Source organism: Streptomyces sp. NPDC048644, from assembly GCF_043199105.1.
Taxonomy (GTDB): domain Bacteria; phylum Actinomycetota; class Actinomycetes; order Streptomycetales; family Streptomycetaceae; genus Streptomyces.
The window spans coordinates 42789-55474 of sequence record NZ_JBICVO010000002.1 but is presented as its reverse complement, the minus strand read 5'-3'; the positions used below and the strand labels follow the sequence as shown (position 1 = coordinate 55474).

14 protein-coding genes and 2 pseudogenes are annotated in these 12686 nt (G+C 70.3%); 7 read left to right on the top strand and 9 right to left on the bottom strand.

What is annotated here, in order from left to right:
- Nucleotides 1-13: 13 nt before the first annotated feature.
- Complete coding sequence (locus ACGFNI_RS04265) at nt 14-787, top strand: methyltransferase domain-containing protein (RefSeq protein WP_393680445.1); 774 nt, start codon at nt 14-16, stop codon at nt 785-787.
- 98 nt (nt 788-885) lie between these two features.
- Here the strand turns inward: ACGFNI_RS04265 and ACGFNI_RS04260 are convergent.
- Both ACGFNI_RS04260 and ACGFNI_RS04255 read right to left on the bottom strand, forming a co-directional pair.
- Nucleotides 886-1599: pseudogene (locus ACGFNI_RS04260) on the bottom strand (SDR family oxidoreductase); the annotation flags it as partial.
- 110 nt (nt 1600-1709) lie between these two features.
- Entirely contained in the window at nt 1710-2651 is a 942-nt protein-coding gene (locus ACGFNI_RS04255) for an NADP-dependent oxidoreductase (protein WP_393680444.1), read from the bottom strand.
- A gap of 69 nt (nt 2652-2720) precedes the next feature.
- Between ACGFNI_RS04255 and ACGFNI_RS04250 the strand changes: the two genes are divergently transcribed.
- Nucleotides 2721-3698, top strand: a complete 978-nt coding sequence (locus tag ACGFNI_RS04250) for a GlxA family transcriptional regulator (protein ID WP_393680443.1) — start codon at nt 2721-2723, stop codon at nt 3696-3698.
- A gap of 109 nt (nt 3699-3807) precedes the next feature.
- Here ACGFNI_RS04250 and ACGFNI_RS04245 read toward each other — a convergent pair whose 3' ends face one another.
- On the bottom strand, nt 3808-4206 hold the full coding sequence (locus ACGFNI_RS04245) for a DUF4345 domain-containing protein (protein WP_393680441.1): 399 nt from the start codon (nt 4204-4206) through the stop codon (nt 3808-3810).
- 81 nt (nt 4207-4287) lie between these two features.
- Here ACGFNI_RS04245 and ACGFNI_RS04240 point away from each other — a divergent pair, with 81 nt between their 5' ends.
- Complete coding sequence (locus tag ACGFNI_RS04240; protein WP_393680440.1) at nt 4288-4896, top strand: TetR/AcrR family transcriptional regulator; 609 nt, start codon at nt 4288-4290, stop codon at nt 4894-4896.
- A gap of 245 nt (nt 4897-5141) precedes the next feature.
- On the opposite strand, the gene ACGFNI_RS04235 is transcribed toward ACGFNI_RS04240, so the two are convergent.
- Both ACGFNI_RS04235 and ACGFNI_RS04230 read right to left on the bottom strand, forming a co-directional pair.
- Entirely contained in the window at nt 5142-5408 is a 267-nt protein-coding gene (locus ACGFNI_RS04235; RefSeq protein WP_393680438.1) for a hypothetical protein, read from the bottom strand.
- 56 nt (nt 5409-5464) lie between these two features.
- A complete protein-coding gene (locus ACGFNI_RS04230) occupies nt 5465-5851 on the bottom strand; it encodes a nuclear transport factor 2 family protein (RefSeq protein ID WP_393680437.1) in 387 nt (128 codons plus the stop codon).
- Between the two features lie 127 nt (nt 5852-5978).
- Here ACGFNI_RS04230 and ACGFNI_RS04225 point away from each other — a divergent pair, with 127 nt between their 5' ends.
- Complete coding sequence (locus ACGFNI_RS04225) at nt 5979-6326, top strand: ArsR/SmtB family transcription factor (RefSeq protein WP_393680435.1); 348 nt, start codon at nt 5979-5981, stop codon at nt 6324-6326.
- A 46-nt stretch (nt 6327-6372) separates the two neighbouring features.
- Here ACGFNI_RS04225 and ACGFNI_RS04220 read toward each other — a convergent pair whose 3' ends face one another.
- Nucleotides 6373-7305: a LysR family transcriptional regulator gene (locus tag ACGFNI_RS04220; protein ID WP_393680433.1), complete on the bottom strand. Its 933-nt coding sequence runs from the start codon at nt 7303-7305 to the stop codon at nt 6373-6375.
- A gap of 123 nt (nt 7306-7428) precedes the next feature.
- Here ACGFNI_RS04220 and ACGFNI_RS04215 point away from each other — a divergent pair, with 123 nt between their 5' ends.
- Both ACGFNI_RS04215 and ACGFNI_RS04210 read left to right on the top strand, forming a co-directional pair.
- Nucleotides 7429-8676, top strand: coding sequence for an MFS transporter (locus ACGFNI_RS04215; RefSeq protein WP_393680432.1), 1248 nt, complete (start codon nt 7429-7431; stop codon nt 8674-8676).
- A gap of 402 nt (nt 8677-9078) precedes the next feature.
- On the top strand, nt 9079-9909 hold the full coding sequence (locus tag ACGFNI_RS04210; RefSeq protein ID WP_393680430.1) for an alpha/beta fold hydrolase: 831 nt from the start codon (nt 9079-9081) through the stop codon (nt 9907-9909).
- A 320-nt stretch (nt 9910-10229) separates the two neighbouring features.
- Here ACGFNI_RS04210 and ACGFNI_RS04205 read toward each other — a convergent pair.
- The 3 genes and pseudogenes from ACGFNI_RS04205 to ACGFNI_RS04195 form a co-directional block, all read right to left on the bottom strand.
- A pseudogene (locus ACGFNI_RS04205) lies at nt 10230-10958 on the bottom strand (hypothetical protein); the annotation flags it as partial.
- Between the two features lie 100 nt (nt 10959-11058).
- Entirely contained in the window at nt 11059-11469 is a 411-nt protein-coding gene (locus ACGFNI_RS04200; RefSeq protein WP_393680428.1) for a RidA family protein, read from the bottom strand.
- A gap of 90 nt (nt 11470-11559) precedes the next feature.
- Nucleotides 11560-12117: a quercetin 2,3-dioxygenase gene (locus ACGFNI_RS04195; RefSeq protein ID WP_393680426.1), complete on the bottom strand. Its 558-nt coding sequence runs from the start codon at nt 12115-12117 to the stop codon at nt 11560-11562.
- Nucleotides 12118-12235: 118 nt separating this feature from the next.
- Here ACGFNI_RS04195 and ACGFNI_RS04190 point away from each other — a divergent pair, with 118 nt between their 5' ends.
- Nucleotides 12236-12679, top strand: a complete 444-nt coding sequence (locus ACGFNI_RS04190; protein WP_393680424.1) for a MarR family winged helix-turn-helix transcriptional regulator — start codon at nt 12236-12238, stop codon at nt 12677-12679.
- Nucleotides 12680-12686 lie beyond the last annotated feature (7 nt).

Genomic DNA, 12686 nt, shown 5'->3' with positions numbered 1-12686 from the left:
TGTGCTGTCCCGCATGTCAACGAACCTCGGAGTACCCCGGCCCGACCAGGCCGCCTACATGCTGCGGGTCGCCGCCACCGACGCGGGCCGCGCGTACAAACAGCAACTCCTCGACCTGCTGGACGTCGGCGCGGGACAGACCGCGCTCGACGTGGGCTGCGGGCCCGGCACCGACCTCGGTGCCCTCGCCGAACGCGTCGGCCGCGACGGCACGGTGATCGGTGTGGACCGCGACCAGGCGATGCTCGCGCAGGCCCGCCGCCGCACCTCGGGCCTGCCCGCCGTCGAGGTCCGCGAGGGCGACGCACACGCGCTCCCCGTCGAGCCGGGCAGCGTGGATCGGGCGCGGATCGACCGGGTCCTGATGCACGTCGCCGACCCCGCCGCCGTCCTCGCCCAACTGCGCCGGGTCACCCGGCCCGGAGCCCTGCTCGGGCTTGCCGAACCCGACTGGGACACGCTGGTCGTCGACGCGGACGACCTGGAAACCAGCCGGGCGTTCACCCGCTACACCACATCCGTCGCCGTCCGCAACGCCACCATCGGCCGCCGTCTCGCCCGCCACGCCGAACGGGCCGGCTTCACCGTCCTGACCGTGCTGGCCACCACCCCGGTCTTCCGGGACTTCCCGGCCGCCGACCACACCCTGGGACTCGGCCGCAACACCCAAAAGGCCATCGCCACCGGCCATATCGACGAGGAGCACGGCCGCCGCTGGTTCGCCTCCCTCGCCGAAGGCCCCTTCCTGGCCTCCTTCAGCCTCTTCACCGTGCTCTGCGCCCGCTGAAGCGGGGGAGCGGGGCGCGAGCCCGTGGAACGCCCGTACCGGGAGCGGGCGTTCCACGGGCCGCCGTCGGCAGGGCGGCGGCCCGCGGAACGGGCGGATCAGCGGGTGGTGTAGCCGCCGTTGAGGAGCAGCGTCTGGCCGTTGGCCCACCAGCCGTCGGTGAGGAGATGACGGACCCACGGCACGATGTCCTCGATCTTGGTGAGCTCGCCGTTCATCGCCGACGACTTGTGGAAGGCGACGGCGCCGTCGTCCTCGGCGGGGTAGAAGAACGAGGTGTCCATCGGGCCGGGAGCGATGGCGTTCACCGAGATGTTGCGGCCGTACAACTCCTTGGACAGGGCCCGGGTGAAGTGCTCGACCGGCGCCTTGCTGCCGGCGTAGGCGGAGTACAGACCGGTGTAGGCGGCGAGCAGCGAGGTGACGACGGTGATGATCCTTCCGCCGTCCTGGATCCTGCGGGCGGCCTCGCGCATGACGAAGAACGCGGCCTTGGAGTTGACCGCGAACATGCGGTCGTACTCCTCCTCGGTGATCTCGGTGAGCGGTTTCTTCAGCACCATGCCCGCGGTGTTGACGCAGTAGTCGAGCTTGCCGAACCGGTTGACGGTCTCGTTGAAGACCCGCTCCACATCGGACACCCGCGTCAGGTCGCCCTGGAGCGCGAACGCCTCGCCGGGCCCCGCGTTGATCTGCGCGGCGACGTCCTCGGCCTTGGCCCGTGAGGAATCGCTGTTGTAGTGCACCGCGACCAAGGCGCCCTCCGCGCCCAGGGTGGTGCTGATGAGCCCGCCGAGGTTGCGGGACGCGCCGGCGCGGCGGCCCGGATCCCGGACCGGCGCGCCACTTTGCTCACGAACACCCCGTCCCCCAGGCCGTGTTCACGCGCCCGTACGCCCGGTGCCGCCCGGTGGCGGGCGGCTCACACCGTGAGGACGATCTTCCCCACCGTGCGTCCCGTCTCGCCCTGCTCGTGGGCCTTGGCCGCGTCGGCCAGCGGGAAGGTCCCGGCGATCTCCGCGCGCAGGCGCCCCGTCGCGGCGAGTTCCGCGATGGCCCGCATCCCCTCCTGGTCGTACTCGACGACCATCGCCGCCGCCGTCACGCCGAGCCGCTGCGCTTCGGCGGACAGCTCGTCGCCGCCCATCAGGAGGGTCACGTACGTGCCGCCGGGGCGCAGCGTGCGCAGCGAACGCGGCCCGTAGTCGCCCCCGATGGTGTCCAGGACGACGTCCACGTCGCGCACGGTCCCGGCGAAGTCCACCGCGCGGTAGTCGACCATCTCGTCCGCGCCGAGCCCGCGCACGAACGCGTGCTTGCCCTCGCTCGCGGTGCCGATGACGTACGCGCCGCGCGCCTTGGCGATCTGCACCGCCAAGTGCCCGACACCGCCGGCCGCCGCGTGGATCAGCACCCGCTGTCCCTCGCGTACCCGGGCGACGTCCACCAGCGCCTGCCACGCGGTGAGGGCGGCCAGCGGCAGGGCGCCCGCCTGCACGTGGTCCAGGTTCTCCGGCTTGCGGACCAGGGCGCGCGCGGGCACGACCACGTACTCGGCGAAGGCGCCGACCCCCTCCGGGTACGGCAGCATCCCGAACACCGCGTCGCCGGCCCGGTGCAGCGTCACGCCGAATCCCACCTGCTCGACCACGCCGGAGACGTCCCAGCCCAGTACCAGGGGCAGCGGGCCGCTGACGGTCAGCCGCCGGCTCCTGTTCTTCCAGTCGGTCGGGTTGAGACCGGCGGCGTGCACCCGCACCAGGACCTGTCCGATCCCCGGTACGGGCCGCTCCCGCTCGGTCTCCTTCAGGACCTCGGGGCCGCCGAAAGTGTCCTGGCTGATCACTCGCATCGTTTTGCTCATGCCTCCACCGTGCCGTCCGGGAAGGCCGGAGAAAATGGCAGGATTGCCATCCTTCGCTAGGATCGTGCCATGTCCCGTTCCGCGCCCGCCCCGCATCGCGTCGTCGTCCTCGCCCTCGACGGCGTCTACCCCTTCGAACTCGGCATCCCCGCCCGGATATTCGGCTCGGCCGGCCGGCTCTACGAGGTGCTGACGTGCAGCGCGGACGGCAGACCTGTGCGGACCTTCGCCGACTTCACGGTCACCACCGAGCACGGTCCCGAGGTGCTCGCCACGGCCGACACGGTGGTGATCCCGCCGTCCGAGGTCACCGACGAGGTCCCCGAAGCCCTCGCCCTGATCCGCCCCGGCACCCGTCTCGTCTCCATCTGCACCGGCTCCTACGTGCTGGCCTCCGCCGGGCTGCTCGACGGCCGCCCGGCGACCACGCACTGGCACATGGCGGAGGAGTTCGGCCGCCGCTTCCCGCGCGTACGGATCGACCCGGGCGTGCTGTTCGTGGACGACGGCGACGTGCTGACCTCGGCGGGTGCCGCGTCCGGCGTGGACCTGTGCCTGCACCTCGTGCGCAAGGACCACGGCAGCAAGGTCGCCAACCAGGTGGCCCGCGCCTGCGTCGTCCCCGCCTGGCGCGACGGCGGTCAGGCCCAGTACATCGAGCGGCCGGTCCCCTCCCCGTCGTCCGAAAGCACCGCACTCGCACGCACCTGGGCGCTCGGCCACCTCCATCTGCCGCTCTCACTGGCCGAGTTGGCAGGCAAGGCGCAGATGAGCGGCCGTACGTTCGCCCGCAGGTTCCAGCGTGAGGTCGGCATGAGTCCGGGCCGCTGGCTGACCCAGCAGCGCGTGGACCGGGCACGCCACCTGCTGGAGTGCAGCGACCTGTCCGTCGACCGGATCGCGGGCGAGGTCGGCTTCGCCACGGCGGCGTCCCTGCGGCAGCACCTCCAGGCGGCGGTCGGCGTCTCCCCGCTCGCGTACCGGCGCACCTTCCAGGCGGGCGGGACGGCGGCGGGCGCCCCTGCCGGAGCGGGGGCCGCCCTCTGACGCCGGCCCCGGCCGTCATCCGGAGCCGTCCGCACGGCAGTTGACCGACGCGCGAAAAGGGGAGCGGCGCACCACGCCGGACGGCCCGCCCGCAGACAGTGATGCGTGCTCAGCCCTCCGCCCTGGACGCCTTCTCCTCGGCGTCCGCCAGCCAGATGAACAGGGGCGGCAGCGCCAACTCGACGGCGGTCAGCGCCACTTGGAACCAGTGCGGCCACCCGTGCACCGCGAGCGACAGCAACCGTCCGAACGCGCCCAGCAGGAACACCCCGGCCAGCCATCGCACCACCGTCGCGGGGACCGGTGACTGCCGGGACACCCAGAGCCAGCCGATGCCGTATCCGGCGAAGATCGCACCGAAGAACCGTCCGAGGCTGTCGATCGTCGTCCCGGCCGCGCCCGCGCCGGGGATCGAGGCGTTGCCGAGCAGCACGTGGTAGAGCCCGATCGCCACGCAGGCGTACCCCATCGCCAGTACGAGCCCCCGAAGTGCCTTGATCCTGGCCATGGTTCGGCAACCCCCTGCTGATAGACACGTGTCCACCAGGCTATGGCCAACTAATAGACGCGTGTCAAGTACCATGCGCCCATGCCTCCCCGCCGGCGCCTGCGCCCCGCCGAACGCCGTGCCCAGCTCCTCGCCGTCGCCGCCCGGCTCTTTGCCGCGCACCCGTACGACGAGGTGCTGATGGAGGACGTCGCCGAGCACGCCGGGGTCTCCCGCGCCCTGCTCTACCGCCATTTCCCTGGCAAGCGGGACCTCTTCGCCGCTCTCTACCGGCAGGTGGCCGAGCAGTTGCTCGCCGCGACCCGGCTCGACCCCGCCGGCACCCTGGTCGAGCAGCTCACCGAGGGCTTGGACGCCCACATCGAGTACTTCGCGGAGCACCGCAACACCGTCCTGGCGGCGAACCGGGTGCTGGCGGGCGACCGTCTGGTCCAGACGATCATCACGGACGAACTCGACGCCCTGCGTGAGCGGTTGCTCGGCGTGATCCCGCTCGCCGACGACGGCACCCGGAAGGCGGTGTCGGCCGTGCTGAAGAGCTGGCTGGTGTTCGTCCAGGTGCTGTGCGTGGACTGGCTCACCGAGGAGACCTGCACCCGCGCCGAACTGCGCGACGTGTGCATCGGCGCCGTACTGGGCGCCATCCGGCCCCTCCTCGACGAGGATCCCGCCCCGGACTGGCCCCGGTGACACCGGACTTGCCGGCCGGACGCAGCGCCCTGGCGGACTCCGTCCTCGCCGGCCGTGGATCGGGAACGTGCGTCGGTGCCAGGGAGTGGACGCCATGATCAAGCCCGCCCGGTGGCCGGCGCGTCGACGTAACCGTGGGGGATGGCTGTACCGTGCGTGGTCGGGGTCTGTTGCCCGTGGAGTGCGCTGTGGCGCCCCCGTGGGCCTGCTGACCTGGGGGCGCCGTGAGACGCGACGAAGAAGGGTCATCCCTTCTTGGGCGCCAGCTTGGCGATGTACTGGTGTGAGATGCCGAGCATGGCTCCCGCGTCCCTGACCGTGGTTCTGGTGGTCAGGGTGCGCGCGGCGGCCGTGAGGGCTTCAGTTGCCGCCTTGGCGGCTTCCTCGGCTTTCCCTCTGGCTTTCTCGGTCGTGACGATAGTGTTGGCCATATCGGGATCGGCCGGTCGCAGTACAACCTCAAACGCCTCCTCGGGAATGTCCAGCAACATCGCCACCACATCGGTGGCCATCCTCTGCGCTTCGCTCCACGTGCGGCCCAGCCCGCTCCCGGGGGAGTGGGCTCAGGTCAGACGAAGAAGGCGTTCATGCCGTCGACGTCGGAGAGGTAGGTCTCGATCGAAGCGATCCTGCCGTCGCGCAGCGTGCACACCGTGGACAGGTACTCGTCGAGGACGACGTCGTCGCGGCGGGCGGTGTTGTGCAGGGACAGTGCCATGTTCTCCCTGCTGACGAGGATGTTCAGCAGCTCGAAGCGGAGCCCGTAGCCCGCGATCTTCCGGGCTCGCTCCACGACGGCGTCCGCCCCCACGGCCGCACCGGAGATGGTGTTGTCTCCCGGCAGGACCCATACCGCGTCGTCGTGCAGCAGGGATCGGATGCCGTCCCAGTCAGCCGCGGCGAGCGCGGTGTGGAACGCCTTGCCGATGCCGTACCGCTCAGCGTGATCACTCATGGAGCCAGCCCCTCGGTTCGATTGTTCGTATGTACGCGAACATTACTCTAGATCATCAATGGAGGGGATCGATGGAATGGGACTGATCAACGAAAGAGCCGCGCGAACGTACGCGTACCATCGAACGGTGGCCGCCTTGAGGAACCCCCCAGCACAGGACATCCGCATCACCGACGTGCTCGAAGCGCTGTCCCACCCGCTGCGCCTCCTCGTGGTGCAACGGCTGGCGGCCCACGAGCGGGAAGGGCAGGAGACCTCGTGCGGCGAGGTGCTGCCCGAGATCTCGAAATCCACCGCCAGCCACCACTGGCGCGTGCTGCGCGAAAGCGGCGTCGTCCATCAGCACCGCGACGGCCGCCGCCTGCTGCTGTACCTGCGCCGGGCAGACCTCGACGCCCGCTTTCCCGGCGTACTCGACGGCATCCTCGCCGCGGCGGCCGACGACCCGGCCGTCGCCCAGGTCGTCGGCAACTAGCCGGCCAGGGCCTGCCGTTCGGGTCAGGCCGGTCCGGTCGCCCCGGCTACGGGCGCGTCGCCCAGGACGGGAGCCAGACCGTCTCGGGGAGCGGTGCCAGGGTTCTGAAGTGGTCGATGATCGCCCGGAGTCCTGGGTGTGGATTCGCTCGGGGGAGGATGAGCGACAACGGGTAGGCGAGCGTCGGATTCACGATCGGGATGCGGCGCAGGTCGTGGTGGGTCGGCCAGATGTACCGGTCGCGCGAGCCCACGAAGGTTGCCACGTCCGCGGAGTCCGCGAGGATGTCGAGGAGTACCTCGTTGCCGAAGTTCGGGCCCGCGGCGTCGATGCGGAGGTCGAAGGCGCTGGCGAGCTGATCGTAGAACTCTGCCCATTCGCTGCGTGGCGCGATACCCGGCACCCAGATCCGGTGCCGGCGCAGCTGGGACGGTGTCAGGGCGCGTGCGGAGGCGAGCGGGTGCCTCGGGCCGACGAGGAGTTCCAGTGGGGAGTGGAACGCGTGGATCATCTGCACGTCGCGCGGCAGGGTGGCCGGGTCGGTGACCGAGCGGAACGAGGCGTCGATATCGCCTGCTTGGACGGCGGTGACCGCCACGCGCGGGTCGTTGACCCTGAGGGTCACCACGTCGAGCTCGGTTTCCGGATGCGACCGCCAATAGTCGTGCAGGACGACGGCCTGTGCGGATCGCAGGCCGAGAACGTCGATCCGAAGGGCCCGCGAGCCCGGTCTGATCGCGGCGATGGCGCGATCGACACCCGTGATGATGTTCCGGGCGTGCGGGAGGAAGGCTTGGCCGTCGAGTGTCGGCTCGACCCCTCGGGCGGTGCGGGTGAACAACCGGACGCCGAGTGCGCGCTCAAGGGTGGCGATCCGCTTCGACACGGCCTGCTGCGTGACGCCGAGCTCGTCGGCCACGTGTTGCAGCTGCCCGAGCCCGGCCGCGCGGACGAACGACCGCACCGCCTCGGTATCCATGGAGCCAGCATAAATGTGCCCAACCGATGGTTGTGGCTCACCCGGGAGCCGGTTGTTTGATCGCGCGACGGTGCGGTCGGTGTGATGCACAGACCCAAACATCCGTTGTCACGAGGGAGTCGCATGCGCGTGCAGTTGGGACGCAGTTTCGGTTGGCTGTGGTCGGCCTACGCCGTCAGTACGTACGGGACGTGGATCGCCTTCGGCGCGTTCCCGCTGATCGCGGTACGAGCGCTGCACTCGCCTGCCTTCGCCGTGTCGCTCCTGGAGGCCGCAGGGCTTGCCGTCGCGGCGATCGTCGCGTTCTCACTCGGGCCGTGGGTCGAGCGCCGGGCCAAGCGTCCGGTGATGATCGCGATGGACCTGATCCGGTTCGTTGCGATGGCGAGTGTCCCGATCGCATACGTCATCGGTTTGCTTTCCTACGGCCAACTGCTGGTCGTCTCGGTCATCTCCGGGACCGCGAGCATCGCCTTCACCGCCGCGTCCGGCGCGTATCTGAAGCATCTCGTCCCGAGAGATCACCTCCTTGTGGCGAACGGGAGATTCGAGGGCACGAGCTGGGTGGCGACCGCGGCGGGCCCGCCCCTCGGTGGTGCACTCATAGGGCTGCTCGGCCCGGTCATCACTGTCCTGGCCGACGCCCTCAGCTACCTGCTGTCCGCGCTCGGGGTCCTCCGCATCCGCGGCGGCGACGTGGCGACACCCCGCGACCGGGCCACCGGATTGCGCGGAGCCGGCCTTCTCGGCGGCTGGCGGTTCATCCTCCGTGACCGCGCGCTGAGGGGCCTGTTCCTCAACTCGATCCTGGTCAGCGGCCTGATCATGGCCACCGTCCCGCTCCTGTCCGTCCTCCTGCTGGGCCAGTACCACTTCCCGGCCTGGCAATACGGTCTTGCCTTCGGCGTCCCGGCACTCGGCGGCTTCGTGGGCGCCCGCCTCTCCGCGCGCCTGGTGACCCGCTACGGCCGGCACCGGATCATGGCCGTCTCCGGCTGGCTGCGCTCGCTCTTCCCGCTCGGTCTCGCGTTCGTCCGACCCGGCATCCCCGGGCTCCTCACCGTGATCGTCGTCGAGGGCCTGCTGATCACCTGCATGGGCATCTTCAACCCGATCTACGCGACGGAACGCCTGCAAAGGACTCCCGTGGATCACACCGCCCACATCCTCAGTACCTGGAGTGCCGTCAGCAAACTCCTGCAAGCTGCCCTGATGGTGATCTGGGGCGTTCTCGCCACACTCACCAGCCCGCTCGCCGCGATCACCATGTCCGGCGTTCTGCTGCTCGCCACCCCGCTCTTGCTGCCCAAACGGATACATCTGTCCGCCCCTGAGCCCACCGCGCCGGCCGGAGATGTCCGGGTCGCGTGACCCGGTGACGGCGTCGGCAACGTTCTGACCTCTCTGGTCTCTTACGGCTGGGCGTTTCGTTCGGATCGCCGCGCGGGCCGGAGGCGGATCCCCGCCACCGGCCAACCCGCTCCGGTGTCCGGTGGCGGGAACAGCGGCTAGGTCCGAGCCCATTGCGCGTCAGTCAACGGCACACCCGGACCAGCGGCCAACCGACCCCAAGGGACCTCTCTTGCGCCAATATGGAGCGTCTGCAATGATTCGACAGGCCCGAAAAGGGCGTGTGCAACTAATTCGCTCGACGCGAGCCGGCCCGGTGCCGGCCGGTTTCCCGCCGTGGCACCCAGGCCCACCGCGCCTGGATCGCCCACACCGAACCTTCAGCGTCCCCATCACCCGCGACCGAAAGGCGGCACAACCGCCATGACCTACACGACCGTTCACGTCCCGATCTCCGGCGGTGACAGCGCCGTCAACTGCCTGGTCACCGGCTCAGGCCCGGCCCTGGTGCTGGTGCACGGGACCGGCGCCACCCCCGAGGGCAACTGGGGACCGGTGATCGACGCACTCAAGGACCGCTACACCATCGTCGCCCCGACCCTGTCAGGATCGGGCGCCACCACCGACACCGGCTCACCGCTGACCGTCGACGACCTGGTCGCCCAGGTGCTCGGCGCCGTGGACGCGGCGGGTCTGGACGCCTTCCATCTGGCCGGGCACTCTCTGGGGGCGACGGTCGCAGCCGCTGTCGCCGGAGCGCAGCCCGAACGGGTGCGCTCCCTCTTCCTGCACGCGGGCTGGGCGGTGACCGACCCGTGGCAGGAGTTCCAATTCGGCCTGTGGCAGCGGCTGCTGCGCGTGGACAAGGACCTGCTCTCGCGGGTGCTGCAGGTCACCGCGATCGGTGCCGGGACGCTCGCCGGGCGCCGAATCGAGGACTTCGAGCAGGGTGTGGCCGGGTTCAACGAGCTGTTCGACGCGGAAGGCATGGCCCGCCAGTCCGAGCTGAACACCCGGGTGGACATCACCGCGGCGCTGGCCCGGATCACCGCGCCCACGCTGGTCGTGTCCGGATCCCAGGACCTGATCGTCCCGCCGCACCACCAGAAGGAGTTGGCGGACGCCATCACCGGTGCCCGCCACATGATGCTGGACGGCGGGCATGCGCTGCCCTTCGAGCTGCCCGAAGTGTTCGCCCGAACCCTGACGGAGTTCGTGGAGGATGCTGAAGGGCCGGTCGGCCCGTCGGCGTAGGGGGTGGCCCAACGGGCGGCCTTCTGGGCTCACTTGGGTGAGGGTGATCCACGGTCCTGCCCGGCGGTGGTGGGCGGAGGCCGCGCCGGTGGCGGTGGTGACGGCGCTGTCCGTCCAGGACGCCGCCGCGGCATCGGGCGGCAGTCTCCTGCGTCCGGCCGCTGCGGCGGCGCTGGTGTCGGGGCTGTCGCTCTGGCCAGGGACGCGGGTGTCGTGGGGTGAGGAGCCCGGCCGGGGTTCGGGCGCCGGCGCTTACCTTGTTCTTCAACCTTTCAGCCGTCGCAGGGCGATGAGGGCCTTCTCGCGGCGGACAGTTTTGCCCGCGTCGTAGCGGGTGTGAGCCGGTGCGGTGCGGCCGACTTCGCCCAGGGATGCCGCAGGTCGCGGGTGGCCGGACGGGCGAGCCGGAGCTGGGTGCAGGCGGCGATGATCAGCCAGGTCCACCGGTCCGCCGCTTCCGGTTCCCGCAGCCGGGGCCGGGCCCAGCCGAGGGTCTGCTTGAACAGCCGGAACGTGTGCTCCAGGTCGAACCGGCGCGGGAACGCCTGCCAGGTCCGGTCGGCGTCCGTGTCATCGGCGCCGGTCTTCGAGGACCACAACCACACCGCGGGGGCCGCCCGGTCCTTCGACAGGTGCTCGACCTCCAGACGGATCAATGTGCCTTCGATCAGCGGGAGTTCGCCCCGGTGGTCCAGCCAGGCGGCGCGGTGTGTCAGCCGCGGGTGGACCCTGTCCCATGCCTGCGCGACGGCCTTGCCGTAGTTCGCGGTGGCCGTGCGGGTGGTGACGGCGGGCTCGGGCCAGGTCTCGGGCTTGGCGAAGCGGAACTCCGGCCCGCCATGGCCACGGCGGTGCTCGGGCAGCAGCGTCAGTTCGACCGCTGAGCGCACGGCACCAGGCGCGCACAGCACCGCGTCCGCCAGCTCGAACAGCTCCTCGCCACGCGCGGTCAGACACGCGTACAACTCGTCCCGGAAGCGTGACGCTTCAGCGAACGCTTCCCTCACAGCAGCGTCAGGCAGCAGACTCACCTTCACGGTCTTCGTCATGGTCACGTGCGCCTTGGGCGGAGCACATGATCAGGCGAAGGCCGCCCCAGCGTCCCGCGGATGCCCAGCTGGGCTACCCAGTTCGAGACGCCGTTCGAAGTCAGTCAGGCAGCGCCACGGTGAGATCCACCTCGACGAGCTGTCCGGGAAAGCCCAGTTGGGCGACGCCCAAGAGCGTGCTGGCGGTGGTGAACGCCGGGCCAAGGGGAGAATCGGTGAGTCGACGCCACGCGGCTCCGAGAACTTCCCTCTCATCGCTCCGCACGTAGATCACTGACCGCACCACGTGTTGCGGCTGGGCACTCACCGCTGCCAGGGCAGTGAGCCCGTTCGCGACAACCTGGTCGACCTGTGTCTCGAGGGAGCCGGAACCGGCGAGGTCACCATTCCGGTCAAGCGGGCACTGCCCCGCCAGATAGGCTGTACGGCCTGCCTCCACCACGGTGATGTGGTGGTAGCCGGGTGTCTCATGCAGCTGCTCGGGGTTGATGCGGGTGATCTTCTCAGTCATGTCAGCGAGTCTGACCAGCGTGGCGCCAGCACGCACCGCAATTTTCCCACCGTCAAGCACTCCGCAGCGACGTGAGGTTGAAGAACAAGCTTACGGGGTGTGCCACTGGTGGTCGGCGTGGAATCGGACGTCGTACCGCTCGGGGACGGTCGCGAAGGCGTGGGGTTCCGGGACGACGGGCTTGGCGGGCAGGCCGTGGCGTTCCGTGGGGGCGCCGAGGTTTTCGAAGAACCGCTCGAAGGTGCCCGCGGGGCCGGCGGCGACGCCGACGACCTGGCTGTGGTGGCGTTCCATGCGGTACGCGTGGCGGCAGTTCTTGGGGACGAAGCCGAAGTCGCCGGGGGTGAGCAGTTTCTCCTGCTGGTGGCCGGTGGTGTCCTCGACGAACAGGCGGACCGCGCCCTGGGTGACGTAGAAGACCTCGTGGGTGTCGGTGTGCAGGTGGGCGGGGATGAGGTCGCCCTTGGGGCCTTCGACGGTGAAGAAGTTGAAGGTGTTCTCGGTCTGTTCGCCGCCTGCGTAGATGGTGATGAGGTCGCCGAACAGGTGGGCGCGGTCCCCCTCTCCCTTCTCGATGAAGTAGGGCGTGCCCGGGTCCGCGGGGATGTGTGAGGCGCGGCGGTAGCGGGTGGCGTATTCGATGGTCACGGGGTCTCCTCGGATCGGCCTCCAGTAGAACGTCAGGTAGCCTGACATTAACGTCGGCCGGTGGCAAGCCGCCGGGTGCGGGGCCGGTCCCGCCGGTGCCGCGGTGAGGAGTGATCAGATGCAGGGTGTCCGCCGTAGCCTTCCCCAGCTGCTTGCCGAGGCCAGGCGCTGGTTCGACGAGGGGTTGCTGGCGGCGCTGGAGGCGGCCGGCGCCGTTCCGGTGTCCCCGACGCAGGTCCAGCTGTTCGCGGTGCTGGACGACGGGGGGACGACGGTGTCGGAGCTGGCCCGGCGGATGGGCGTCACCCGGCAGACCGTGCATCAGGCGGTGCACGGTCTGGTCGCTGCCGGGCTACTTGAACAGGCCGCCGATCCCGCTTCCGCCCGGCAGCGGCTGATCCGCCGTACGCGAGAGGGCGAGCGTGCGCACGATCGGGCGGTCGCCGTACTGGCGGATCTGGAGGGGCAGTTGGCCGGGCGGATCGGCCAGGAGAAGGCCGATACGCTGCGGACCGCGCTGGAGGCTCCGTGGGGCCGGCCGCCCTGTCCGGACGCGGGATGAGCCGCCG

Coding starts and splice junctions, on each gene's coding strand:
- ACGFNI_RS04265 (WP_393680445.1), top strand. CDS start 14: ATGTCAACGAACCTCGGAGTACCCCGGCCCGACCAGGCCGCCTACATG.
- ACGFNI_RS04255 (WP_393680444.1), bottom strand. CDS start 2,651: ATGAGCAAAACGATGCGAGTGATCAGCCAGGACACTTTCGGCGGCCCC.
- ACGFNI_RS04250 (WP_393680443.1), top strand. CDS start 2,721: ATGTCCCGTTCCGCGCCCGCCCCGCATCGCGTCGTCGTCCTCGCCCTC.
- ACGFNI_RS04245 (WP_393680441.1), bottom strand. CDS start 4,206: ATGGCCAGGATCAAGGCACTTCGGGGGCTCGTACTGGCGATGGGGTAC.
- ACGFNI_RS04240 (WP_393680440.1), top strand. CDS start 4,288: ATGCCTCCCCGCCGGCGCCTGCGCCCCGCCGAACGCCGTGCCCAGCTC.
- ACGFNI_RS04235 (WP_393680438.1), bottom strand. CDS start 5,408: ATGGCCACCGATGTGGTGGCGATGTTGCTGGACATTCCCGAGGAGGCG.
- ACGFNI_RS04230 (WP_393680437.1), bottom strand. CDS start 5,851: ATGAGTGATCACGCTGAGCGGTACGGCATCGGCAAGGCGTTCCACACC.
- ACGFNI_RS04220 (WP_393680433.1), bottom strand. CDS start 7,305: ATGGATACCGAGGCGGTGCGGTCGTTCGTCCGCGCGGCCGGGCTCGGG.
- ACGFNI_RS04215 (WP_393680432.1), top strand. CDS start 7,429: ATGCGCGTGCAGTTGGGACGCAGTTTCGGTTGGCTGTGGTCGGCCTAC.
- ACGFNI_RS04210 (WP_393680430.1), top strand. CDS start 9,079: ATGACCTACACGACCGTTCACGTCCCGATCTCCGGCGGTGACAGCGCC.
- ACGFNI_RS04200 (WP_393680428.1), bottom strand. CDS start 11,469: ATGACTGAGAAGATCACCCGCATCAACCCCGAGCAGCTGCATGAGACA.
- ACGFNI_RS04190 (WP_393680424.1), top strand. CDS start 12,236: ATGCAGGGTGTCCGCCGTAGCCTTCCCCAGCTGCTTGCCGAGGCCAGG.